This window comes from Nocardia sp. NPDC127526 (assembly GCF_042672265.1).
Taxonomy (GTDB): Bacteria; Actinomycetota; Actinomycetes; order Mycobacteriales; family Mycobacteriaceae; genus Nocardia.
The window spans coordinates 73,772-97,102 of sequence record NZ_JBHXVO010000018.1; the positions used below are offsets into that span (position 1 = coordinate 73,772).

Genomic DNA, 23,331 nt, shown 5'->3' on the forward strand with positions numbered 1-23,331 from the left:
TGTTAGCCGAATCCGGCTGCCTCCCTTTCGTTTAGACAGCGCCGATCCGATGGCCTAAGTTTGCCCGTATTCGGACGGTCGTCCAAGGATCTGCCGCACTGCGAGAGGTGCGGTCGCGGCCGTCCAGAGGAAGAGAGTGTTGATGAAGCGGGTACCGCCACGGCGCCCCCGGCCCCGTCGAGTGGGCCGCACATGAACATCGAGGCACTACAAGCCAGCTGGCGCCAGGTCGAGCGGATCGGCGACGAGGCCGTCCAGTACTTCTATTCGCACCTGTTCCTGGCCCATCCCGAGGTGCGGGACATGTTCCCCATCCGGATGACCGGACAGCGCGACAAGTTCTTCGCCGCCCTCGGCCGCATTGTCACCAATGTCGAAACCCTTGCCGCCGACCCGGAATTCGTCGCCCAGCTGGGCCGCGACCATCGCCGCTTCGGCGCGGTGGCCGCGCACTACCCGGCCGCCGGCGCCTCGCTGCTGGCCACGCTCGCGCATTTCCACGGCCGCGCCTGGACCGATGAGCTCGCCCAGACCTGGACCGACGCCTACTACGCGGTCGCCGACATCATGGTCAATGCCGCCGAGGCCGCCTCGGACACCCCGGCCTGGTGGGACGCCGACATCGTGGCCACCGAGAAGCGCAGCGTCGACGTCACCGTGCACACCGTCCGGCCGCACCAGCCGTATCGCTACCAGCCCGGCCAGTCGCTGGCCGTCGAGATCCCGCAGCGCCCGCGGCTGTGGCGCTACTTCTCGCCGGCCAACGCGCCGCGGCCCGACGGCACCTTCGACATTCACGTCCAGGTCGTCGACGGCGGCGAGGTCAGCGCGACCTTCGCCCGCAATGCCCGGCCCGGCGATCGGATCCGGCTGGGCGCACCGGTCGGCAATGCCTTCGTGATCCCGCCGGGCGCGGTCGACAACCTGCTGCTCATCGCCGGCGGCTCCGGGCTGGCCCCGTTGCGCGCGGTGGTCGACGGCATCGAACAGCAGTCCCGGCAGGGCTCGGTACCGCGCGTGCAGCTGCTGCACGGCGTGCGCACCTCGTGGAATCTCTACGACCACGAGGCCCTGCAGGCGCTCACCGAGCATCCGTGGTTCAGCTACACCCCCGTCGTATCCGAGGATCCGGGATTCCACGGCGTGCAGGGCACCGTCGGCGCCGTCGCCGCGCGCGGGCGCGACCTGACCGGCACCACCGCACTCGTATGCGGTTCCCCGGCCATGGTCACCGCGACCGTCGCCGCGCTGACCGCCGCCGGAATGCCGCGCCACGCCATCAGATTCGAGACGTTCGGCCAAGCGCCGGTCGCCGACCAGGCCGGACGCAGTGTGGACAAGGTTGCCCAATGGATGTGAAACCCGAGGATATTCGGAACAACAAGTTCGACGACATCCGCAACACCAAGTTCAAGGGAGCGCGCCTGGGGCGCAAGGGATATGACGCCGAAGAGGTGGACCGCTTCCTGGAACAGCTGCACGCCCGCATGGCCCGGCTGGCCCGGGAGAACCGGAATCTGACCCTTACCAGCAACTCCCAGGAACTGGCCCGGTTGCAGCGCGAGAACATGCAGCTCGCGTCCAAGAGCGAAGCCCTGCAGATGCAGATGCAGACCATGGCCTCCGCCGGCGATGTCGCCGAACTGCAGCAGCAGCTGGCCAACTCGCATTGGGAAATCGCCCGGCTGCAAGGCGAATTGGAGAAGGACGAGCTCGGCATCAGCACGCGCGCGGTCAATGTGCTCAATCGCGCGCAGCTGTCCGCGGATGCCATTATCGAACAGGCCGAGCAGCACGCCCGCGACCTGATGGCCGTGGCGCGCTCTCAGCAGCGTGAAATGCTGCAGCAGACAAGGGAATCCGCCGGATCCACCCGATTCGCCGGATACCTCGACCAGGATCTCGAGGACCAGCGCTACGAGCAGCTGCGCGCCTACTCCGATCTGCTGCGCACCCAGTTGCAGACCATGATCGCGACCCTCTCGGTCGAGGTCGACAAGCTGGCGCTGCTCCCGCTGCCGGGCAACCAGGCCACCGCCGTGGCGTTCCCCGGCGATCCCTTCCCGCCGCGCGGTCTACCGGCCGACGGCTCGGAGCCCGCACCACACCACTGATTCACCGTCCAGCCCACGGAGAAACACATGAATATCGAAGCCTTGCAAGCCAGTTGGAAGCAGGTCGAAGCGGTCGGCCCGGAAGCGGTCGAGTACTTCTACAACCACCTGTTCGACAGCCACCCCGAGGTGCGCGGCATGTTCGCCGAGGACATGTCCGAACAGCGCGCCCGCTTCCTGTCCGGACTCGGTCGCATCCTCACCAATGTCGAAACCCTCGCCGCCGACCCGTCGTTCGTGCAGCAGCTGGGCCGCCATCACGCCGGTCTCGGTGTGGTGGCCGCGCACTATCCGGTCGCCGGCGCCTCGCTGCTGGCCACCCTCGAGCACTTCCACGGCGATGCGTGGACCCCGGAGCTCGCCGAGACCTGGGCCGCCGCCTACGGCGCCGTCGCGGACATCATGATCTCCGCGAACTAGCGCCGCATCGACCGCGTGCTTGCGCGACTCCGCGAGCCGGTCCCGGATTCCACCGGGACCGGCTTTCGAAATTTGCTGAACGATTGCCATTTTCGAATCCGGTCCGAACCGTGCGACCGGGACTGTGCGGCCTGCACCACCGGCACGTGGCCGAACCGGACAATCGACCAAAAGGCGTCCCATCGAGTGGGGAAACCCCCACGTCACCTGTGTGATGGCAGCCGCCTACCGGGCGGTAAGGCCACCCGAAATCGAGCACACTAAGCTGACGCCCGTAAATCCCGGATCCCTTCCTCAGGAGTACCCCACAGTGAGCCAAGCAGGACGTCCTGTTGTTCTGATCGCCGACAAGCTCGCCCAGTCGACCGTCGACGCGCTCGGCGACGGCGTCGAGGTTCGCTGGGTCGACGGCCCCAACCGACCCGAGCTGCTCGCGGCCGTCCCGGAAGCCGATGCGCTACTGGTGCGCTCGGCGACCACCGTCGACGCCGAGGTGCTCGAGGCCGGCAAGAACCTGAAGATCGTCGCCCGCGCCGGCGTCGGCCTGGACAATGTCGACGTGCCCGCCGCCACCGAGCGCGGCGTCATGGTCGTCAACGCGCCGACCTCGAATATCCACACCGCCGCGGAGCACGCCGTCACCCTGCTGCTCGCCGCCGCCCGCCAGATCCCGGCCGCCGACGCCACGCTGCGTGAGCACACCTGGCAGCGCAGCAAGTTCAATGGCGTCGAGATCCTGGGCAAGACCGTCGGCGTCATCGGCCTGGGCCGCATCGGCCAGCTGTTCGCCCAGCGCCTCGCCGCCTTCGAGACCAAGATCGTCGCGTACGACCCCTACACCTCCCCGGCCCGCGCCGCCCAGCTCGGCATCGAACTGCTGAGTCTGGAAGAGGTGCTCGAGCGCGCCGACTTCATCTCCATTCACCTGCCCAAGACCCCCGAGACCAAGGGCATGCTGAACAAGGAGACCCTGGCCAAGACCAAGAAGGGCGTCATCATCGTCAATGCCGCCCGCGGCGGCCTGATCGACGAGCAGGCGCTGGCCGATGCCATCACCTCCGGCCACGTGCGCGCCGCCGGCCTCGACGTGTTCGAGACCGAGCCCTGCACCGACAGCCCGCTGTTCGATCTGCCGCAGGTCGTGGTGACCCCGCACCTGGGCGCCTCCACCGCCGAGGCCCAGGATCGCGCCGGCACCGATGTCGCCAAGTCCGTGAAGCTCGCCCTCGCCGGTGAGTTCGTGCCCGGCGCGGTGAACGTCGCCGGCGGCGCGGTCAGCGACGAGGTCGCCCCGTGGCTGGAGCTGGTGCGCAAGCAGGGCGCACTGGTGGGCGCGCTGGCCAGCGAGCTGCCGGTCAGCCTGGAGGTCCAGGTGCGCGGCGAGCTGTCCGCCGAAGACGTTGCCATTCTGGAGCTTTCGGCGCTGCGCGGGGTCTTCTCCGCCCTCATCGAGGACTCGGTCACCTTCGTCAACGCCCCGTCGCTGGCCAAGGATCGCGGCATCGAGGCCACCGTCACCACCCACACCGAGAGCCCGACCCACCGCAGCCTGGTCGACCTGCGCGCCGTGTTCGGCGACGGCCGCACCCTGAACGTGGCCGGCACCCTGACCGAGCCGCAGCAGGTCGAGAAGATCGTCAATATCAACGGCCGCAACTACGACATGCGCGCCGAGGGCCTGAACCTGGCCGTCCTCAACTACGAGGACAAGCCGGGCCAGCTGGGCCGCCTGGCCACCAAGCTCGGCGACGCCGGCATCGACATCCTGGCCGCCCAGCTGTCCCAGGACCTGGACAAGACCGGCGCCACCGTCGTCCTGCGCGTCAACAAGGAGGTCCCGGCCGAGGTCCAGACCGCCATCGCCGAGGCCGTCGGCGCGGCCAAGGTCGCCCAGGTCGACCTGAGCTAGCCCGCCTCCCCGGGACTTTGGCGCCCTGCCGAGAGCCGTTGGCGGTCGTGCACGCGTGCCGCCGGTTGGGTACCGAAACGATTTTGGGCGTACCCGGGGAGTTACCCGGACCGCGCGAAATCAGTTGTCGCCTTTACAAACGAGCCCCCTCCACTGACGTGGAGGGGGCTCGTTGTGTCTGTCGGCGGCTTGGAGAGGGTCCGCGGGTCAGCGCACGCGCCGCTCGCGCGACTCGACGGCGTCCTTCGCCTCCACCAGGCTCGCCCCCGGGTTGAGGTCGCGATAGACCTTGATGGCGTGAATCTTCTTGCCGCGCTGGATGAGTTCGTCGATCTCGCTGTAGTCGAGCGACAGGCTCGGATCCGAGATGCCGAGATGTTTGATGATAAGATCCAGTTTGCGTTCGAGGCGATCGATCTTGCGCTCGAGTCGGGAGTTGTCGAACATGCCTCGAACCTACCGAGGCCGCTGCGCATTCCAGGCGGCGGTGGCGTCCGGCTCGATGCCGCCGCACAGGGCGGAGCCGGGCTCCGTGCGTCATCGGTCTCACAGAGTGGGAGGAATCCCGTTCGACCTGCTGCTGCCTGATCTCACTAATTGGGACTGGCTTGCCCTGGTGGGGGCGGCGGAATATCCACCCGCTATCGTGACGGTCGGACTCTCTTCCCAGCTGAACGGAGCATTGTTGTCATGAAACTCGCTGTCATCCCGGGCGACGGTATCGGTCCCGAGGTCATCGCCGAGGCGCTCAAGGTGCTCGATGTGGTGGTGCCCGGCGTGGAGAAGACCGAATACGACCTGGGGGCCAAGCGGTTCCATGCGACCGGGGAGATCCTGCCCGACACCGTGCTGCCGGAGCTGAAGCAGCACGACGCGATCCTGCTGGGCGCGATCGGCGATCCGTCGGTGCCGAGCGGCGTGCTCGAGCGCGGGCTGCTGCTGCGCACCCGGTTCGAGCTCGATCATCACGTGAACCTGCGGCCGTCCAAGCTGTACCCGGGCGTCACCTCCCCGCTGGCCGCCAACCCGGAGATCGACTTCGTCGTCGTGCGCGAGGGCACCGAGGGCCCGTACACCGGCACCGGCGGCGCGATTCGCGTGAACACCCCGCACGAGGTGGCCACCGAGGTGTCGACCAATACCCGCTTCGGCATCGAGCGCGTGGTGCGCTACGCCTTCGAGAAGGCCAAGCAGCGCCGCGGGCATCTGACGCTGGTGCACAAGAACAATGTGCTCACCTTCGCCGGCTCGCTGTGGCAGCGCACCGTGAACGAGGTCGCCATGGAATACCCGGATATCGAACTGGCGTACCAGCACATCGATGCGGCGACCATCCACATGGTCACCGATCCGGGTCGCTTCGACGTGATCGTCACCGACAACCTGTTCGGCGACATCATCACCGACCTCGCCGCCGCCGTCTCCGGTGGCATCGGCCTGGCCGCCTCCGGCAATATCGACGCCTCGGGAACCAATCCGTCGATGTTCGAGCCGGTGCACGGCTCCGCGCCCGATATCGCCGGCCAGTCCAAGGCCGATCCGACCGCCGCGATTCTCTCGGTTGCGCTGCTGCTCAACCATCTCGGCAATGCAGAAGCGGCCGCACGGATCGAATCGGCCATTGCCAAGGACCTCGCCGCACGGACCGCTCCGGCCTCGACCGTGGAGATCGGCGACCGCATCGCCGCCTCCGTCTGAGCCCCGCGAACCGAACGGCCCCGCACCCTTTCGAGGGTGCGGGGCCGTTCCGCTGCGCGTGGTGGCGATTTATGCTGTGACACAGCGTGATACGCCGATGTCGCAAATGTGATGAAATCGACGCACTGTCAAGGGGATGCGAAAACGTAACGGGCGCATCCCTTCCGGATTTGCGGGCCGGCGGCCGATCTAGTGGGAACCCCTGGGGACCAACGGGACTGCCGCCAGCGCGATCAGCGCCGTCAGCGCGTAGGTGACGGGGAACCCGCCGATGGTGATGAGCGCGCCGAACGCGGGCGCCAGCGCCGCCATGGCCAGATTCTGCCCGGTGTTCTGGATGCCCAGTCCGCGCCCCGACCAGTAGGGACCCGCGATCTCCGCGACCGCGGTGAAGGCCAGCCCGTTATCGGTGACGGTGATGACCGACGCCGCGATCAGAATCGGAATCGCCGCCCACCACCACTGCGTCCACGCGGCGAAGGCCAAGCCCGCCATGGAGATTGCGGCCGCGATGGCCACGGTCCGCAGCGGACCCAACCGGCTCCCCACGCGGTCGGACCACACGCCCGCGCCGATGCGCCCGCCCGCGCCCAGAATCTGGGTGACGGTGACCAGCGCCCCGGCCGCGGCCAGCGACCAGCCCACATCGCGATGCAGCCACAGCAGCGCGAAGGTCCACAGCGTGCCCTGTGGAACGCACAGCAGCACCGACACCAGGTGGATCCGCCACAGCGTTGAATCACCACGGTAGGGATTCGCGGGTCGGCCTGCGTCGCTGGGGGATTCGGGCCGCGGCGGATCGATGATGCCGAACAGGCAGCCGATCGCCGCCAGGCCCGCCATTGCGGCCGGGACCAGGATGGCGGTCGAGAACCCGTGCGCCGCAGCGACAGCCGGAATGCTCAGCGCGCCGATGCCCACGCCCAGCGGTTGGGCGGTCTGCCGGATTCCCATGGCCAGGCCGCGCTGATCCTTGGGAAACCAGCCGACGATGACCCGCCCGCTCGCGCCATTGGTGCTCGCCGCGCCCATCCCGCCCAGGAACAGGAACACGCCCAGGACGGCATAGCTGGAAACGGACGCGGCGGCCAGCCCGGCCGCCAGCATGAGCACGGGCCCGGCCACCAGCACCTTGTGCTCGCCGATGCGGTCCACGATGTAGCCCCACGCGATGAGCGTGCACACCAGCCCGACCGTCGGCATGGAGACCAGCAGACCGGCCGTGGCCAGCGGCATTCCGCGATCGGTCAGGGCCGGCAGCAGGAACGGGGTGCCGTGCACGAAGACCGCGCTGGCGGCCTGGGCGAAGACGCCGAGCGCGAGCATGCTCCACCGTTTCGCCGTGCCGATCTGTGTCACGGTGGCCATGGCTTCACCTCGCATCTCACAATGTGGAATTGATGTCTTACTGTGTGAACATCGTCCGTTACGTTACACCTGATGCGCGTGGCTATTCGAGGGGCAAGCTGTCTATTTGCTCACAGCGATCACGTCCCCTCGCCGGCGCCCGACCGGACCGCCAGTTGTCTTGCGCACAAGCCCTTTCCACATCCGGCGCGCCCCGATGCTCGCGGGCACGCCGCGCCCGCGCCCGGGCCGTCCGCCTTCGGGATACCGGTACTCCGGCGGTGTGCCCGCCCGCCGCCCGCGTCCCCACCGTGCCCCGCGGTCGGGCGCGTTCGGGCAGGTGGCGGCCGGTCGATAGGATGCGAACCATGCGCCTAGGTCGAGTTGCCAGCCCAGATGGAGTCGCTTTCGTCAGTGTCGAAGGGGACGGCGGTGACGCCACCGTTCGCGAGATCGCCGAACACCCGTTCGGCACGCCGACGTTCACCGGTCGCAGCTGGCAGCTCGCGGATGTGCGCCTGCTGGCGCCGATTCTGGCCAGCAAGGTGATCTGCATCGGCAAGAACTACGCCGCGCATGCCGAGGAGATGGGCGGCCCGGCCCCGGTCGATCCGGTCATCTTCATGAAGCCGAACACCGCCATCGTCGGCCCCAACGCGCCGATCATCTTGCCGCCCAGTTCGTCTCAGGTCGAATACGAGGGCGAATTGGCCGTGGTCATCGGCCGTCCCTGCAAGGACGTGCCCGCCGCCCGCGCCAAGGACGTCATCCTCGGCTACACCGTCGCCAATGACGTCACCGCCCGCGACCAGCAGAAGCAGGACGGCCAGTGGACCCGCGCCAAGGGCTACGACACCTTCTGCCCGCTGGGCCCGTGGATCGAGACCGCGCTGGACCCTTCGGATCTGGAGATCGTCACCGAGCTCGACGGCCAGGTGAAACAGCGCAGCCGCACTTCGCAACTGCTGCACGATATTCCGAAGTTGATCGAATGGGTGACCACCGTGATGACGCTGCTGCCCGGCGACGTCATCCTCACCGGCACCCCCGAGGGCGTCGGTCCGGTGCAGGCCGGCCAGCACGTGTCCGTGACCGTCGAAGGCATCGGCACCCTCACCAATCCCGTTGCCGCCAAACGCTGATCGAGAGAGAGACATGTCCGACGTTCGCGTCCGATTCTGCCCGTCACCCACCGGCACACCGCATGTCGGCCTGGTCCGTACCGCCCTGTTCAACTGGGCCTACGCGCGCCACCACGGCGGCAAGTTCGTCTTCCGCATCGAAGACACCGACGCCGCACGCGATTCCGAGGAGAGCTACCAGGCCATTCTCGACGCGCTGCGCTGGCTCGGCCTGACCTGGGACGAGGGCCCCGAGGTCGGCGGCCCCTACGGCCCGTACCGGCAGTCGCAGCGCAAGGACCTGCACCTGGATGTGGTGCGCCGGCTGCTGGAGGCGGGGGAGGCCTACGAATCCTTCTCCACCCCTGAGGAAGTCGAGGCCCGGCACAAGGCCGCCGGCCGCGATCCCAAACTGGGCTACGACAACTTCGACCGCGACCTGACCCCCGAGCAGATCGCCGCCTACAAGGCCGAGGGCCGCCCGGCGGTGATCCGCCTGCGCATGCCCGACCGCGACCTGTCCTGGCATGATCTGGTGCGCGGCGAGACCACCTTCAAGGCCGGCGTGGTCCCGGACTTCGCGCTCACCCGCGGTAATGGCGATCCGCTCTATACGCTGGTGAATCCCGTCGACGACGCGATGATGAAGATCACCCATGTTTTGCGCGGTGAAGATCTGTTGTCTTCCACACCGCGGCAGCTGGCTTTGTATGAGGCTTTGCAGCGGATCGGCGTCGCCGAACGCACTCCCGAGTTCGGTCATCTGCCGTTCGTGATGGGTCAGGGCAACAAGAAGTTGTCCAAGCGCGACCCGGAGTCGAATCTCTTCCACCATCGCGACCGAGGGTTCATTCCGGAAGGTTTGCTGAATTATCTGGCACTGCTCGGCTGGAGCATCGCCGATGATCATGACCTCTTCTCCATGGCGGAGATGGTCGAGGCGTTCGATATTTCGAAAGTTAATTCGAATCCGGCTCGTTTCGATCAGAAGAAGGCCGACGCTCTGAACGCCGAACATATTCGCTTGCTGGAACCGGGTGATTTCGCTCACCGGCTGCGCGAGTATCTGACCGAGCACGGACATATCGGCGCCGAGATCGACGAGAAGCTGTTCGCCGTCGCGGCCGATCTGGTGCAGACGCGAATCGTGGTGCTCGGCGATGCGTGGGGTCTGCTGAAGTTCCTGTTCGTGCCCGCCGATGAGTTCGCCATCGACGAGGCCGCGAAGGAAAAGAACCTCACCGCCGACGCCGCTCCGGTATTGCAGGCGTCCGTGACGGCGCTGGACGGCGTTTCGGCCTGGAACGCGGGGGAGATCGAGGGCGCGCTGAAAACGGCGCTCATCGACGAGCTGGGTCTGAAGCCGCGTAAGGCCTTCGGTCCCGTGCGCGTGGCGGTCACCGGATCGCACATCAGTCCGCCGCTGTACGAGTCGATGGAACTGCTGGGCCGCGAGGTCTCGATGGACCGTTTGCGCGCGGCGCTCGCGGGTATCGCGTAAGCCGTAGTCCGAGGTTGGGTCGGAGCGTCGGTGACGACAGCTGAACAGCTGCCCAAACCGGCCTCTGACCAGCCGATTTGTGTATTACCGGCCTAGTCCTGCTAATCTCTTTCTCGGCCGGAACGCGGTCGGAAAGCCCCAGGCGGGGCGGACCGAAAGCCCAGGTCAATGGGGTATGGTGTAATTGGCAACACAGCTGATTCTGGTTCAGCCATTCTAGGTTCGAGTCCTGGTACCCCAGCTTCGAGAGTCGCGAGACTCTCGTTTTGTTCGAGATGACGCGGTCGCTCCGCCTGATTCTCGGCATCCTGGTCCCGTCGTCTAGCGGCCTAGGACGCCGCCCTCTCAAGGCGGTAGCGCGGGTTCAAATCCCGTCGGGACTACAAAGGTGCAGGCCCCCAGCCGATCGGCTGGGGGCCTTCGCTTTTCCTGATTGCTTTCAATCCCGCGGCACGGCGGTGCTGCCGCCCAACGGCATTGCGGGCATCCCGAGTTTGCGGTGATCCCAGCTGCGCACGCGCTCGGGCACCACGCGAATCGCCACCCGCTTGTTCAGCATGGCCTCCACGAACGGCTTGGCCTCTTCGCTGTAGGGCCCGGTGTAGCGCTCCCACACGCTGATTCCCACCTGGAACAGCGCCTCCGGATCGTCGACGATCTCCGCGCGGCCTTCGATGGATACGCCGCGCAACTGGTCGTAGGTATCGCCGGCCTCGACCATGACGGTGATGCGCGGATCGCGGCGCAGGTTCACCGCCTTCTGCGATTTGGCCTTGGTCTCGAACCAGATCTCGCCGTTGATCAGGCCGTACCACATGGCGATCAGATGCGGCCTGCCCGAAGCGCCCACGGTGGCCATGGTCGCGATGCGGCTGCGCTCCAGAAATTCGGTGATCTCCTGGTCGGACATCACAATCTGCGCGCGTTGATTAACTCCCATGGGCCGACTGTAATTTACGCCGTATGGCGGGGGTCACACGACCGTGCCGGGCCGCTGGACGGCCGCAGAAACGCCAACGCCCCCGCCGGGTAGGGCGAGGGCGTCGCTGGGGCTGCTGAGGCGTCAGAGGCGCTTGTGGAGGGCGTCGGCGGCGGCCACCAGATCGGCGGCCCACCGCGCACCGGGGCGGCGGCCCATGCGGTCGATGGGTCCAGATACCGAAACGGCCGCGATCACGGCGCCGGTGGCATCGCGCACGGGCGCGGAGACGCTGGCCACTCCGGCCGCGCGTTCGGCGGCGGACTGGGCCCAGCCGCGGCGGCGCACCTCCGCCAGGGCGCGCTCGCCGAACACCGCCTCCGGGAGCACGGTGCGCTGCAAATCGGCATCGGCCCAGGCCAGCAGGACTTTCGCGGCCGAGCCGGCGGTCATGGGCATGCGCGCGCCCACCGGAACGGTGTCGCGCAGGCCCGCCGCGGGTTCCATGGCGGCCACGCAGACGCGGGCATTGCCGTCGCGGCGGTAGAGCTGCACGCTCTCGCCGGTGATCTCGCGCAGCCGCGGAAGAATCGTGGCGGCGGCGTCCAGGAGCGGGTCGCTGGCGGTTGTCGCCAGCTCCGATAGCGCCGGGCCGGGACGCCACAGTCCCTGGCTGTCGCGGGCCAGCATGCGATGCGTCTCCAGGCCCACGGCCAGGCGATGCGCGGTGGCGCGGGGCAGGCCGGTGCGGGCGCACAGCTCATTGAGGCCGCAGGGTTGCTCGGCTACGGCGTGCAGGACCGCCATGGCTTTGTCCAGAACCCCGATACCGCTATGCTGTCTCATAGAACGATATTAGCGTCTCGCATATTGGGAATTGCAAATCCCGATGCCGGAACTCTCCGGATTGCGCGGGCCGCGCTCCCCGCGTCACCAGCCCGGGCGCGGGAATGTCTATCGAGAGGTGATGGAGATATGGCCGACCGGCCACGCACTCTGGCGGAGAAGGTCTGGGACCAGCACGTCGTCGTCCGCGGCGCGGGCGAGGGCGCGAACCGCGAACCCGACCTCATCTACATCGACCTGCACCTGGTGCACGAGGTGACCAGCCCGCAGGCATTCGACGGCCTGCGTGCGGCCGGACGCCCCGTGCGCCGGCCGGATCTCACCATCGCCACCGAGGACCACAACGTCCCGACCATCGACATCGACAAGCCGATCGCCGATCCCGTGTCCCGCACGCAGGTGGAGACGCTGCGCCGCAACTGCGCGGAATTCGGCATCCGCCTGCACCCGATGGGCGATCTGGATCAGGGCATCGTGCACGTGGTGGGCCCGCAGCTGGGCCTGACCCAGCCGGGAACCACGGTGGTGTGCGGTGATTCCCACACCTCCACCCACGGCGCGTTCGGCGCACTGGCCATGGGCATCGGCACCTCCGAGGTCGAGCACGTGCTGGCCACGCAGACCCTGTCGCTGAAGCCGTTCCGGACGATGGCCATCAATATCGACGGGCGGCTGCCCGAGGGCGTCACCTCCAAGGACGTGATTCTCGCCGTCATCGCGCAGATCGGCACCGGCGGCGGCCAGGGATACGTCCTGGAATACCGCGGCGAGGCCGTGCGCGCCATGTCCATGGAGGCGCGGATGACCATGTGCAACATGTCGATCGAGGCCGGCGCCCGCGCGGGCATGGTGGCCCCCGACGAGGTCACCTACGAATTCCTGAAGGGCCGCCCGCACGCCCCGGAAGGCGCGGATTGGGATGCGGCCGTGGCGGCCTGGGACGCCTTGAAGACCGACGAGGGCGCGGTTTTCGACGCCGAGGTGCACATCGACGCCGCGGCGCTGACACCCTTCGTGACCTGGGGCACCAACCCGGGACAGGGTGCGCCCCTGGGCGACACGGTGCCCGATCCGGAGCAGATCTTCGACGAGAACGAGCGCGCCGCCGCCGAGAAAGCGCTGCAATATATGGACCTGAAACCGGGTACTCCGCTGCGAGATGTCGCCGTGGACACGGTTTTCGTGGGCTCCTGCACCAATGGCCGGATCGAGGATTTGCGCGCGGTGGCGAACGTGCTGAAGAACCGCAAAGTGGCCGACGGCGTGCGGATGCTGATTGTGCCGGGCTCCATGCGGGTGCGGCTGCAGGCGGAAAAGGAGGGGCTGGGCGAGATTTTCACCGCCGCCGGCGCGGAATGGCGTCAGGCCGGGTGCTCGATGTGCCTGGGAATGAACCCGGATCAGCTTTCGCCCGGTCAGCGCTGTGCTTCGACCTCGAACCGGAACTTCGAAGGGCGCCAGGGCAAGGGCGGCCGCACGCATCTGGTGTCGCCGCTGGTCGCGGCCGCCACCGCGGTGCGCGGAACCCTGTCCTCACCTGCGGATCTCAACTGATCCCAGCCCTTTTCGGCCCTCAGACTCAGGAGAAACGATGGAAGCCTTCAAGGTCCACACCGGGATCGGCGTCCCGCTGCGCAGGTCCAATGTCGACACCGATCAGATCATCCCGGCGGTCTATCTGAAGCGCGTCACCCGAACGGGATTCGAGGACGGGCTGTTCGCGGCCTGGCGTTCGGATCCGAACTTCATTCTGAACACCGCGCCCTACAACCGGGGTTCTGTCCTGGTCGCCGGTCCGGATTTCGGTACCGGTTCCTCACGCGAGCACGCCGTTTGGGCGCTCAAGGACTTCGGGTTCCGGGTGGTGATCTCCTCCCGGTTCGCCGACATCTTCCGCGGCAACGCGGGCAAGGACGGGCTCCTGACGGCCCGGATGCCGCAGAGCGATGTGGAATTGCTCTGGAAGTTGCTCGAGGAACAGCCCGGTTTGGAATTGACGGTGGACCTCGAGGCCCGCACCGTGGCGGCTGGAACCGTCGTGTTGCCGTTCGATATTGACGACTACACCAGGTGGCGTCTGCTCGAAGGTCTGGACGACATCGGGCTGACACTCCGGCGCGTCGACCAGATCAGCGAGTTCGAAAACGCAAGGCCGACTTGGAAACCCACCACCATTCCGGCCCGTATTTCGCAAGCGTAATCATTGGTGCGGGTTAGCTGAACACGCTTGAACCCGGTTGCTGGGCGTGTGCCATGTCTCATCAAAATAGGCGTGGCACATAGACTCTTGCCCAAAGAAGGTTTACCGTGGTACCTAGTCGGTCCGACGACGGGCCATTAGTCTGCGGAGGATTCAATGAACAAGGCGGAACTGATCGATGTTCTGACCGAGAAGTTGGGTACTGACAGGCGTACGGCTACTGCGGCAGTCGAGCAGATTGTCGACACGATCGTGCGCGCGGTGAACAAAGGTCAGAGCGTCACCATCACCGGATTCGGTGTCTTCGAACAGCGGAAGCGGGCCGCTCGCGTGGCTCGTAACCCGCGCACCGGTGAAACCGTGAAGGTGAAGCCCACTTCCGTGCCGGCCTTCCGTCCGGGCGCCCAGTTCAAGGCGATCATCGCCGGTAAGCAGAAGATCGCGTCGAGCGGCCCGGCCGTGAAACGCGGTGTGGCTGCCCCGGTGTCGGGCAAGGCGGGCGCCAAGAAGACCACGGCGAAGAAGACCGCGAAGAAGGCCACCAAGGCTCCGGCCAAGACCACGGCCAAGAAGGCCGCGTCGAAGGCTCCGGCCAAGAAGGCCACCGCCAAGAAGACGGCGGCGAAGAAGACGGCGGCCAAGAAGACCACGGCCAAGAAGACCACGGTCAAGGCCACCGCCAAGAAGGCTCCGGCCAAGAAGACTGCGGTCAAGAAGGTTACGGCCGCCAAGAAGACCGCGAAGAAGGCTCCGGCCAAGAAGACCGCGGCGAAGCGCACCGCCCGTCGCTGACGGTTTTTCGCGCAAGACGACATGTGAGACGGCCCGGCCCAGCCGGGCCGTTTCGCATGTCCGGGGGCAGCGTCCCGCACGCCCGCACGGCCCTCCAGCGGGCCGCGAGCGCCGCGAAACCTCCTACGCGCGGGTAGAACCCGCCCGGCGGGCTCTCGCGGGCCCAGAATCGTCTCTGATCATGAAACCGGGCCCGACCGGCCGGATACGGTGCGGCGCGGCTGAATCCGGGCTCCGACCGGCGGTTTGTCCGCCCGGAGGCGGGCGGAAGCCCTACCGCCGAGCGGGATCCGGCCCACGACCGGCCGAATGCCGTGCGGCGGGGGCAAATCCGATCTTCGGACCGGTGGCCGGAAATCGTCGCTCCGGCGCCGAAAATCGGCTTGTGACCGGCCGGATGCCGATCTGGAAGTGCTCCGGCGACAGCCGAATCCGATCTTCGGGCCGGGTTCGGAAATGGTCGATTACGGCCCGGAAACCGGCCCTCGAGCGGCCGGAAGCCGTGTGGCCGGGCATGAATTCGATCTTCAACCGGGAAGTAGCCATACACGGACGGGCGTTCGCCAGATGGCGGAATACACGTCGCGACCGGGCGAATGCCGCCCCGCAGACCGGAACTCGCACGGCCGGCCGGAAACGGCTCGCGGCGCCCGGAAGCCGTTCTCGAACCGTGGAACCGGCCCGCGACCGGCCGAATGTTGTGCGGCGGCAGCGGATCCGCACTCCGGATCCGGGTGGCGGGGGTTGCCCGGCCGATCCGGAAATCCGGTCGCCGACCGGCCGGAAGTCCTGTGCGCGCGGTGGAATTCGATCTTAGTGACCGCGCGGAAACTCCGCCGAATGGTCGGGCGGCCGGTCCGAGCGCCGATGAGTTTCTCAAATCATCGGATGTATACCGAAATCCCCGCGCTGACGGGCCGGATGCCATCCGAATGTGGCCGGAAGTCGCAGGGCGAGGGAGGATCTGGGGCGCGACCGGCCGGAGTTGGTTCCCGCCGCTGCCCCCCGAGAGTCGAGAATGGCCGCGCGACCGGCCGGACGGTCATCTGTAAGTCGCGCTGGGACAGCCGAATCCGATCTTGACCGCCGTTGGGCGCTCAGCCCTGTCGGCAGGCCGGAATCCGGACTCTGACCGGCCGAATGTGGTGCCGCGGCGGTGGTTCCGGCGTTCCGGGGCCGATGTGCGGTCGTCCGGGGAGACGGAAATCGGCCGTGGGGGAGGGGAATCCGGGGTGTGACCGGCCGGATGTCGTGCGCGGGAGGGAAATATGAATTACACGCGTGAGATCTCGGGGGAGATGAGGATGCGGTCGAGGTGGTCGGCGGCGACCAAGCGGCCGTGATGCAGGGAGAGCACCCAGACGCTGCCCTTGCGGTTGCGGGCCGGAGGCAGGCTCAGCCCGTCCCGAGCCGCCCAGGTCTCCATGAGGCCGGGAATCACCTTGCCCTGGCTCGAGATCACCTGGACGGCGGGGTCCGAGCCCAATTCCCGGGCGCGCGCCAGGGCGGCGTCGGGGGCTGCGGCATAACCGGATTCGGAGAACAGCGGATCGAGTTTGACGTCCACGCCCAGTGCTTCGGCCAGCGGGGTCACGGTTTGGACACAGCGCAGCGGTGGGGCGGAGTAGATTTCGGTGGCGCCGAAGGCGAGCAGATTCGGCACCAGATTGCCTGCCTGCGCGCGACCGGCCTTTTCGAGCGGGCGTTCCTCGTCGGGGCCGCTGAAGCGTTCGCGCCGACCGGCCTTGGCGTGGCGCACCAGCAGCAGGGTGTCGGTATCGGCGGGCAGGCGCAGGAAATTGCGGACGATGGAGCGGTCCATGGGGTAGGACAGCGCGTCCATGAGCCCGTCCAGGCCGCACCAGACGATTTCGTCGACCTCGGAATTGGACTCGAAGGCGCCGTCGAGCACATGGGCGGCCCAGTAGTCGACGCGCTTGAGCTTGCGGTGCCCGGTGACCGGATAGGTGACATGGCCGAGATAGCGGCCCAGCCGCGATCGCAGACCGGTTTCCTCCGCGACCTCGCGCACGGCCGCCACCACCGGGGTCTCACCGGGATCCAATTTGCCCTTGGGCAGCGACCAGTCGTCGTATTTGGGGCGGTGCACCATGGCGATCTCGATGCCGCCGTCCGCGGCCTCGCGCCACAGCACCGCACCGGCGGCGAGGATATTGGCGCTGACTCGCGGGTCGTACAGCGCCCCGGCCGGATCGGAACTCGACTTGCTCACCGGCGGTCCGGACGTCGCAGTCGCATGAGGTACTCCTGATGGTCCCGGATCTGCTCACCGGGGACATCCGGATCGGGCTGCGCCGCCCAGCTGCCGTCGGGCTGCAGCACCCAGCAGCGGGTGGTCTCGTAGAGCGCGGAGTCGAAGACTGCGCCGAGCTGGTCGGCCAGGCGCGGATCCTTCACCTGCGCCAGCACTTCCACGCGCCGGTCCAGATTGCGGTGCATCATGTCGGCGCTGCCGATCCAGTACTCGTTCTGCGCCTCGAAGTGCAGGATCCGCGAATGTTCCAGGTACCGGCCGAGAATCGAGCGGACCTCGATGTTCTCGCTCATGCCGGGCACGCCGGGGCGCAGGCCGCAGATGCCGCGCACCACGATCTGCACCGGCACGCCGGCCTGCGAGGCCCGGTACAGCGCGTCGATGATCTGCTCGTCGACGATGGCGTTGGCCTTCAGCCGGATTCGCGCCTTCTCGCCCTGGGCCGCGAGTTCGACCTCACGTTCGATGCGCTCGATGATGCCGGCGCGCACACCGCTGGGGGCGACCAGCAGATTGCGGTAGTTGGCCTTTCGCGAGTACCCGGTCAGGGAGTTGAACAGGTCGGTGAGGTCGGCGCCGATCTCCGGTGCGGCGGTGAGCAATCCGACGTCCTCGTAGAGCCGCGCGGTCTTGGGGTTGTAATTGCCGGTGCCGATGTGGCAGTAGCGACGGATGGTGGCGCCCTCGCGGCGCACCACCAGGCAGGTCTTGCAGTGCGTCTTGAGCCCGACCAGGCCGTAGACCACGTGCACGCCCGCCTGTTCCAGCGCCCGCGCCCATTTGATGTTGGCCTGCTCGTCGAAGCGGGCCTTCACCTCCACCAGCGCCACCACCTGCTTACCGGCCTCGGCGGCGTCGATGAGCGCGTTGACGATGGGGGAGTCGCCGGAGGTGCGATACAGGGTCTGCTTGATGGCCAGCACCTGCGGATCGGCGGCGGCCTGTTCGATGAACCGCTGCACGCTGGTGGAGAACGAGTCGTAGGGGTGGTGCACCAGCACATCGCCCTCGCGCAGGGCGGCGAAAACGTTTCGGGGCGTTTCGCGTTCGCCGAACGCCGGCGGGGTGGCCGGGACGTACGGCGCGTCCTTGAGATTGGGCCGGTCCACGCCGTAGACCTGCCACAGGCAGGACAGGTCGAGCAGGCCGGGCACCTGGATCACGTCGGCCGGATCCACATCGAGCTCGCGCAGCAGCAGATCGAGCATGTGCTCGGTCATATCGTCGGAGACTTCCAGCCGCACCGGCGATCCGAAGCGGCGGCGGGCGAGTTCGCGCTCCAGGGCCTGCAGCAGGTCCTCGTCGCGATCCTCCTCGACCTCGAGGTCGGCATTGCGGGTAATCCGGAACGAATGGTGTTCCACCACTTCCATTCCCGGGAACAGCTGATCGAGGTGAGCGGCGATCAGCTCTTCCATGGGCAGGAAGGCGGCCATGCTGGAGGCCTGTGCGGCAGCGGAATCGCGGACCGGGGAATTGCCGTCCCGGCCGGCCGCGGCGAAGGTGCGGCGCACGCGCACGAAGCGATCGACATTGTCGGGCACCTTGACTCGCGCGAAGTGCTCACCGCCGGTGACCGAATCCTTCACGGTCACGGCGAGATTGAGGCTCAGGCCGCTGATGTAGGGGAATGGGTGCGCGGGATCGACCGCGAGCGGGGTGAGCACCGGGAAGACCTGGTCCTGGAAGTATCCGGACAGGCGCTGCTTCTCGGCGTCGTCGAGCCCGGCCCAGCGGATGACCTCGATGCCCTCGGTGGTGAGCGCGGGCAGCACCTGATCGAGGAAGACGCGCGCGTGCCGGCCCGCCAGATCCTGGGTGCGGGCGGCGATCATCTCCAGCTGTTCGGTGGGCGAGAGCCCGTCGGCCGAGCGGACCGAGAGCCCGGTTTCGGCGCGCCGCTTCAAACCGGCAACCCGGACCATGTAGAACTCGTCGAGGTTCGAGGCGAAGATCGCCAGGAATTTGGCGCGCTCGAGCAGCGGCTGCGAGGTGTCCTCCGCCAGCGCCAGCACCCGCGCATTGAAGTCGAGCCAGCTCAGTTCCCGGTTCACGTACCGGTCCTGCGGCAACCGCGTCTGGGTGGTGGTGGGCGGTGGGGTCGCCGCGGGTGGCGCCGCGGGTAGTAGCGGCGTTTGTTTCACGGTTTCCGTATCGCTCACTCTCACGATCATTCCTTATGTCCCGTATGACGCGCCGACGTGACACTGTCCATTGCAGCGCACATCACGCCGGGTCAGCACATCGACGACCCGGCCCGGCGGACTTGTTTCGCTCCTTGACACGCCCGCGACACGCTTATTTCACGCAATAACGTCTCGGTGGCCGCGCCGACCCCGAGCGCGGCGGCGCGCTCCAGGTCCGCCGCGGTGTCCACGTCCTGGCGCAGGCCCGGCCAGGCGCCGAGCAACTCCACAGCACCCGCCGCGATATGCCGGCGGGCCGAATCCGGGCCGAAGAGCGGGTCGAGCGGCGCGGAGCCGTCGCGGACGAGCAGCGCCACGGTGCCGCTGCCCTCGTGATCGGCCACCACCGAACGGCGCGGCCCGGCGGCGCTCAGCATGTCGGACAGTTCGTGCGGGCGCAGGGCGGGCAGATCGGCTTGCAGGGCAAGCAGATCGACCGCGCCGTGCCGGCGGCGCACCGCGGCGGCGGCCGCGGACAGGGCCGCGTTCAGGCCGCCGGTCGGATGGTCGTGCGGTTCCGGGTGCACGTGCGCGCCCAGGCCGCTCACCACATCGGTCACGGCGGGATCGGGGGTCACCACGGTCACCGTGGCGATGCCCTCGGCCGTGACCGCGGCCGTGACCGTATCGGCCAGCATGGCCAGCACCAATCGCGATCGATCGTGCGGACGCAGGCGATCCGCCAGGCGGCTCTTGGCTGATCCGAGACTTTTCACCGCGATCACGGCGTGCACGGACGGGCGTGCGGCGGCGCCATTCGGGTGTGCGGAGCCGGTGGCGGACATGTCGGAATCCTCCCACTCCGAGGTGACCGGCGGGTGAGCGGGCGTGGGACTCGCGCCTCGAATCACCTGTTTGCCGTGCTCGGCATGCCGTCCCGCGCACCCCGCTTATATTGGGCTGATGGCTAGGGCAGCAGTGATGGGATCGGGTTCCTGGGGGACCGCGCTCGCGAAGGTGTTGGCGGAGGCCGGAACCGAGGTCACCATGTGGGCTCGGCGGCCGGAGATCGCGAAGGCGATCACGACCGGGCGCCGGAATCCCTCGTATCTGGTGGACGTGGAACTGCCGCCGATCGCCGCCACCGACGATCCCGCGGTGGCCCTGGCCGGGGCGGACATCGTGGTGCTGGCGGTGCCGTCGCAGACCCTGCGCACCAATCTCGCCGCGTGGCGGGACATCATTCCCGCCGACGCCACCCTGCTGAGCGTGGCCAAGGGCATCGAAACCGGCACGCTGCTGCGGATGAGCCAGGTCATCGCCGAGGTGAGCGGCGCCGACCCGAGCCGGATCGCGGTGCTGTCCGGGCCGAACCTGGCCGATGAGATCGCGGCCCGGCAACCGGCCGCCACCGTGATCGCCTGTACCGATACCGCGCGGGCCGAGGCCGTGCAGCACGCCATCGCCACCGGGTACTTCCGGCCGTACACCAATTCCGATGTGATCGGCTGCGAGATCGGCGGGGCCTGCAAGAACGTCATCGCGCTGGCCTGCGGCGCCGCCTCCGGAATGGGATTGGGCGACAACTCCATTGCCACGCTCATCACGCGCGGGCTGGCCGAGATCATCCGGCTCGGCGTGGCCGTCGGCGCGGAGCCGGTGACCTTCGCGGGCCTGGCCGGAATCGGTGATCTGGTCGCCACCTGCACCTCGCCGCTGTCGCGCAACCGGTCCTTCGGGCACGTGCTGGGTGAGGGCGGCAGCATGGAGACCGCGCAGCAGGCCACCCATGGGCAGGTCGCGGAGGGTGTGAAGTCCTGCACATCGGTGCGGGCGCTGGCCGTCGCGCACGGGGTGGAGATGCCGATCACGAATGCGGTGCACCAGGTCTGCCACGAAGGGCTTTCCGCCGAGGAAGCGGTGGGTCAGCTGCTGGGCCGCAGGCTCAAATCCGAGTGAACGGCGCGGCAGCGGGGAACCGGTGCGCCGCCAGGGGTTCGGTGGTGGTGCTGTCGCTCGGCTCGGCGGCCGCGCCGCCGGGGGTTCGGTAGTTGTGCTGCCACGGGTCTCGGCCTGCCGGACGCCCGTGCTGATCAGCCGTCGACCGGTACGTCGGATGCTCTCGCCCCACGTCGGCCGATCGACGCGGTCCGGGGCGGTAGGCGGGAGGTGGGGTGTGGTCGGCTCGGATCGGCGTAACACCGGGCATTCCCGGCACGACTGTGTCAGCGGGAGCTCGGCGGCCGCGGTCGCCGGGCCCTGAGCCGACCGTGTAACACCGCCGCCATCCGCGACCGGGTACGGTTCCGGGCATGACCAACAGGATCAGGGTGGCGGTGGTGTTCGGCGGCCGGAGCAATGAGCACGGGGTTTCGTGCGTTTCGGCCCGGACCGTGCTGGGCAGCCTCGATCCCGAACGGTACGAGGCGGTTCCGATCGGGATCACGCGCGAGGGCACCTGGGTGCTCGCCAGTGGCGATCCGCGCGAACTGACTCCGACCGAGCGCGCGCTACCGTCGGTGAACCAGGCCGGCACCGAGTTGACCCTGAGCGCGGACCCGTCCCGGTCGGGCAGTCTGGTTCCCCTCGACGGGGCCGAGACCGTGCTGGGCGGCGTGGACGTGGTGTTCCCGGTGCTGCACGGCGCTTTCGGTGAGGACGGGACCATCCAAGGACTGCTGGAGTTGGCCGGGATTCCGTATGTCGGGCCGGGCGTGCTGGCCAGCGCGGCGGGCATGGACAAGGAATTCACCAAGAAACTGCTTGCGGCCGAAGGGCTTCCGATCGGCGTGCAGGTGGTGCTGCGGCCCGGCGTGGCGACGCTGTCGGAGGCGGACAAGGCTCGCCTGGGGCTGCCGGTGTTCGTGAAGCCCGCACGCGGCGGCTCCTCGATCGGCATTACCAAGGTCGACGGCTGGGATGAGCTGGACGCCGCCATTGCCGTTGCGCGCCAGGTCGATCCGAAGGTGATCGTCGAGGCCGGGATCGTCGGGCGCGAGGTCGAATGCGGTGTGCTCGAGTTCCCTGACGGGCGCGTGGAAGCCAGTGTGGTGGCCGAGATCCGGATGCCGGAGGCTGCCGCGGACGGGCCGGAGTTCTACGACTTCGATACGAAGTACCTCGATGATGTTTGCGAGTTCGACGTTCCGGCCAAGCTGGACGACGATGTGGCGCAACAGGTTCGGGAGATCGCCGTGAAGGCGTTCCGGGCGCTGGACTGCCAGGGGCTGGCCCGCGTCGACTTCTTCGTCACCGAGCAGGGGCCGGTCATCAACGAGATCAACACTATGCCCGGCTTCACGGCCATTTCCATGTATCCGCGCATGTGGGATGCCACCGGCATCGATAACAAGACGCTCGTCAGCACTCTTATCGAGACGGCGCTGGCGCGCGGAACAGGTTTGCGCTGATAAAGGGGGCGGGCTCTATTTTTCCCAGGGGCTCTGCCCCCGGACCCCCGGTGGTCGGGGGCCAGCCCCCAAAGCCCCCGTCGGGGGCTGCGCCCCCGAACCCCCAACTACGTTGAGGGGTGGCCGCTCCCGGGTCTTCGGGAGGTCCGCCCTCCAGCCTTCACCGGGTGGAAGCTCGTCAGCGGTCGGCCGGAACCGCCAGGTCGATGGTGTCGGCGGTGGTTTGCGCCCATTCGGAGACTGCTGCGATGTATTCGTCGGCGGGGCGGGTCACGATATCGGCGGCGGTCATCGGCCAGCGGGTGGGCCAGCGCGGGTCGACCGCGGAACGGTCGCCCGGGTTGGGGTTGTTCACCTTCACGTCGTGGAAGGCGCGGCGGACATCGATTCGCAGGCTGGCGATAGGGATGGGGTCGCGCACCATGCGGGTCAGCTGTATGCGGAGCCCCGCGGTGGCTTCCGGGGTCATTCGCGACGGGTGTTGCACTTGGAACGACGCGATGGCGAAGAAGTGGGCGCGCAGGCTGTCCTCGCTGCCGTCGAGCACCCGCCACTCGATTTCGAGCAGTTCCGGAATGCGGTCACCGCAGTCGCCGGACTCGGGTAGTGCGGCACCGCATTCCCGGCAGTGCCCAGCAGTTGCGGTCATACCG

The 23,331-nt window shown here is 67.8% G+C and carries 20 protein-coding genes and 2 tRNA genes; 14 read left to right on the forward strand and 8 right to left on the reverse strand.

The annotated features are described in order from the left end of the window. Positions 1 to 192 precede the first annotated feature (192 nt). From ACFVIV_RS25585 to serA, 4 genes are all read left to right on the forward strand, one after another. Positions 193 to 1,359, forward strand: a complete 1,167-nt coding sequence (locus ACFVIV_RS25585; protein WP_379200438.1) for a globin domain-containing protein — start codon at positions 193 to 195, stop codon at positions 1,357 to 1,359. Next, the gene (locus ACFVIV_RS25590; protein WP_379200440.1) at positions 1,350 to 2,114 is read left to right on the forward strand and encodes a DivIVA domain-containing protein; all 765 of its coding nucleotides are present in this window, start codon (positions 1,350 to 1,352) and stop codon (positions 2,112 to 2,114) included. The genes ACFVIV_RS25585 and ACFVIV_RS25590 overlap by 10 nt, the downstream gene beginning before the upstream one ends. Positions 2,115 to 2,141: 27 nt before the next feature. Beyond that, positions 2,142 to 2,534 carry a globin domain-containing protein gene (locus ACFVIV_RS25595; protein WP_379200442.1) on the forward strand — a complete coding sequence of 131 codons (393 nt, stop codon included), beginning with the start codon at positions 2,142 to 2,144 and terminating at the stop codon, positions 2,532 to 2,534. Positions 2,535 to 2,844: 310 nt separating this feature from the next. Further along, the gene (serA, locus tag ACFVIV_RS25600; protein ID WP_379200444.1) at positions 2,845 to 4,443 is read left to right on the forward strand and encodes a phosphoglycerate dehydrogenase; all 1,599 of its coding nucleotides are present in this window, start codon (positions 2,845 to 2,847) and stop codon (positions 4,441 to 4,443) included. Between the two features lie 207 nt (positions 4,444 to 4,650). Here serA and ACFVIV_RS25605 read toward each other — a convergent pair whose 3' ends face one another. After that, positions 4,651 to 4,890, reverse strand: a complete 240-nt coding sequence (locus tag ACFVIV_RS25605) for a hypothetical protein (RefSeq protein ID WP_379200446.1) — start codon at positions 4,888 to 4,890, stop codon at positions 4,651 to 4,653. A 243-nt stretch (positions 4,891 to 5,133) separates the two neighbouring features. Between ACFVIV_RS25605 and ACFVIV_RS25610 the strand changes: the two genes are divergently transcribed. Beyond that, complete coding sequence (locus ACFVIV_RS25610) at positions 5,134 to 6,141, forward strand: 3-isopropylmalate dehydrogenase (protein WP_379200448.1); 1,008 nt, start codon at positions 5,134 to 5,136, stop codon at positions 6,139 to 6,141. 189 nt (positions 6,142 to 6,330) lie between these two features. Here ACFVIV_RS25610 and ACFVIV_RS25615 read toward each other — a convergent pair whose 3' ends face one another. Continuing rightward, positions 6,331 to 7,509 carry an MFS transporter gene (locus ACFVIV_RS25615; protein WP_379200450.1) on the reverse strand — a complete coding sequence of 393 codons (1,179 nt, stop codon included), beginning with the start codon at positions 7,507 to 7,509 and terminating at the stop codon, positions 6,331 to 6,333. A 347-nt stretch (positions 7,510 to 7,856) separates the two neighbouring features. On the opposite strand from ACFVIV_RS25615, the gene ACFVIV_RS25620 reads away from it, so the two are divergent. From ACFVIV_RS25620 to ACFVIV_RS25635, 4 genes are all read left to right on the forward strand, one after another. Beyond that, positions 7,857 to 8,630 carry a fumarylacetoacetate hydrolase family protein gene (locus tag ACFVIV_RS25620; protein WP_379200452.1) on the forward strand — a complete coding sequence of 258 codons (774 nt, stop codon included), beginning with the start codon at positions 7,857 to 7,859 and terminating at the stop codon, positions 8,628 to 8,630. A gap of 13 nt (positions 8,631 to 8,643) precedes the next feature. Beyond that, complete coding sequence (gene gltX, locus ACFVIV_RS25625; RefSeq protein WP_379200454.1) at positions 8,644 to 10,110, forward strand: glutamate--tRNA ligase; 1,467 nt, start codon at positions 8,644 to 8,646, stop codon at positions 10,108 to 10,110. Between the two features lie 169 nt (positions 10,111 to 10,279). Continuing rightward, positions 10,280 to 10,351: transfer RNA gene (locus tag ACFVIV_RS25630), tRNA-Gln, on the forward strand. Between the two features lie 69 nt (positions 10,352 to 10,420). Further along, a tRNA-Glu gene (locus tag ACFVIV_RS25635) sits at positions 10,421 to 10,493 on the forward strand. 56 nt (positions 10,494 to 10,549) lie between these two features. Here the strand turns inward: ACFVIV_RS25635 and ACFVIV_RS25640 are convergent. Together ACFVIV_RS25640 and ACFVIV_RS25645 are read right to left on the reverse strand one after the other, a co-directional pair. Next, positions 10,550 to 11,050: a pyridoxamine 5'-phosphate oxidase family protein gene (locus ACFVIV_RS25640; RefSeq protein WP_379200456.1), complete on the reverse strand. Its 501-nt coding sequence runs from the start codon at positions 11,048 to 11,050 to the stop codon at positions 10,550 to 10,552. Between the two features lie 123 nt (positions 11,051 to 11,173). Next, a complete protein-coding gene (locus tag ACFVIV_RS25645; protein ID WP_379200458.1) occupies positions 11,174 to 11,875 on the reverse strand; it encodes an IclR family transcriptional regulator in 702 nt (233 codons plus the stop codon). A 129-nt stretch (positions 11,876 to 12,004) separates the two neighbouring features. On the opposite strand from ACFVIV_RS25645, the gene leuC reads away from it, so the two are divergent. From leuC to ACFVIV_RS25660, 3 genes are all read left to right on the forward strand, one after another. Further along, the gene (leuC, locus tag ACFVIV_RS25650) at positions 12,005 to 13,429 is read left to right on the forward strand and encodes a 3-isopropylmalate dehydratase large subunit (RefSeq protein WP_379200460.1); all 1,425 of its coding nucleotides are present in this window, start codon (positions 12,005 to 12,007) and stop codon (positions 13,427 to 13,429) included. 37 nt (positions 13,430 to 13,466) lie between these two features. Next, complete coding sequence (gene leuD, locus ACFVIV_RS25655) at positions 13,467 to 14,075, forward strand: 3-isopropylmalate dehydratase small subunit (RefSeq protein WP_379200462.1); 609 nt, start codon at positions 13,467 to 13,469, stop codon at positions 14,073 to 14,075. 156 nt (positions 14,076 to 14,231) lie between these two features. After that, positions 14,232 to 14,867 carry an HU family DNA-binding protein gene (locus ACFVIV_RS25660; protein ID WP_379200464.1) on the forward strand — a complete coding sequence of 212 codons (636 nt, stop codon included), beginning with the start codon at positions 14,232 to 14,234 and terminating at the stop codon, positions 14,865 to 14,867. Positions 14,868 to 16,140: 1,273 nt separating this feature from the next. Here the strand turns inward: ACFVIV_RS25660 and ACFVIV_RS25665 are convergent. From ACFVIV_RS25665 to cofC, 3 genes are all read right to left on the reverse strand, one after another. After that, positions 16,141 to 17,100, reverse strand: coding sequence for an NUDIX domain-containing protein (locus ACFVIV_RS25665; protein ID WP_379200466.1), 960 nt, complete (start codon positions 17,098 to 17,100; stop codon positions 16,141 to 16,143). Next, positions 17,097 to 19,316 (reverse strand): RNA degradosome polyphosphate kinase, encoded by a 2,220-nt coding sequence (locus ACFVIV_RS25670; RefSeq protein WP_379200468.1) that lies wholly within the window; start codon positions 19,314 to 19,316, stop codon positions 17,097 to 17,099. The genes ACFVIV_RS25665 and ACFVIV_RS25670 overlap by 4 nt, the downstream gene beginning before the upstream one ends. A 62-nt stretch (positions 19,317 to 19,378) precedes the next feature. After that, complete coding sequence (gene cofC / locus ACFVIV_RS25675; RefSeq protein ID WP_379200470.1) at positions 19,379 to 20,113, reverse strand: 2-phospho-L-lactate guanylyltransferase; 735 nt, start codon at positions 20,111 to 20,113, stop codon at positions 19,379 to 19,381. 118 nt (positions 20,114 to 20,231) lie between these two features. On the opposite strand from cofC, the gene ACFVIV_RS25680 reads away from it, so the two are divergent. Next, on the forward strand, positions 20,232 to 21,227 hold the full coding sequence (locus ACFVIV_RS25680; RefSeq protein ID WP_379200472.1) for an NAD(P)H-dependent glycerol-3-phosphate dehydrogenase: 996 nt from the start codon (positions 20,232 to 20,234) through the stop codon (positions 21,225 to 21,227). A gap of 353 nt (positions 21,228 to 21,580) precedes the next feature. Next, complete coding sequence (locus ACFVIV_RS25685; RefSeq protein WP_379200474.1) at positions 21,581 to 22,678, forward strand: D-alanine--D-alanine ligase family protein; 1,098 nt, start codon at positions 21,581 to 21,583, stop codon at positions 22,676 to 22,678. A 178-nt stretch (positions 22,679 to 22,856) separates the two neighbouring features. On the opposite strand, the gene ACFVIV_RS25690 is transcribed toward ACFVIV_RS25685, so the two are convergent. Then, the gene (locus ACFVIV_RS25690; RefSeq protein ID WP_379200476.1) at positions 22,857 to 23,327 is read right to left on the reverse strand and encodes a DUF5946 family protein; all 471 of its coding nucleotides are present in this window, start codon (positions 23,325 to 23,327) and stop codon (positions 22,857 to 22,859) included. Positions 23,328 to 23,331: the final 4 nt, after the last annotated feature.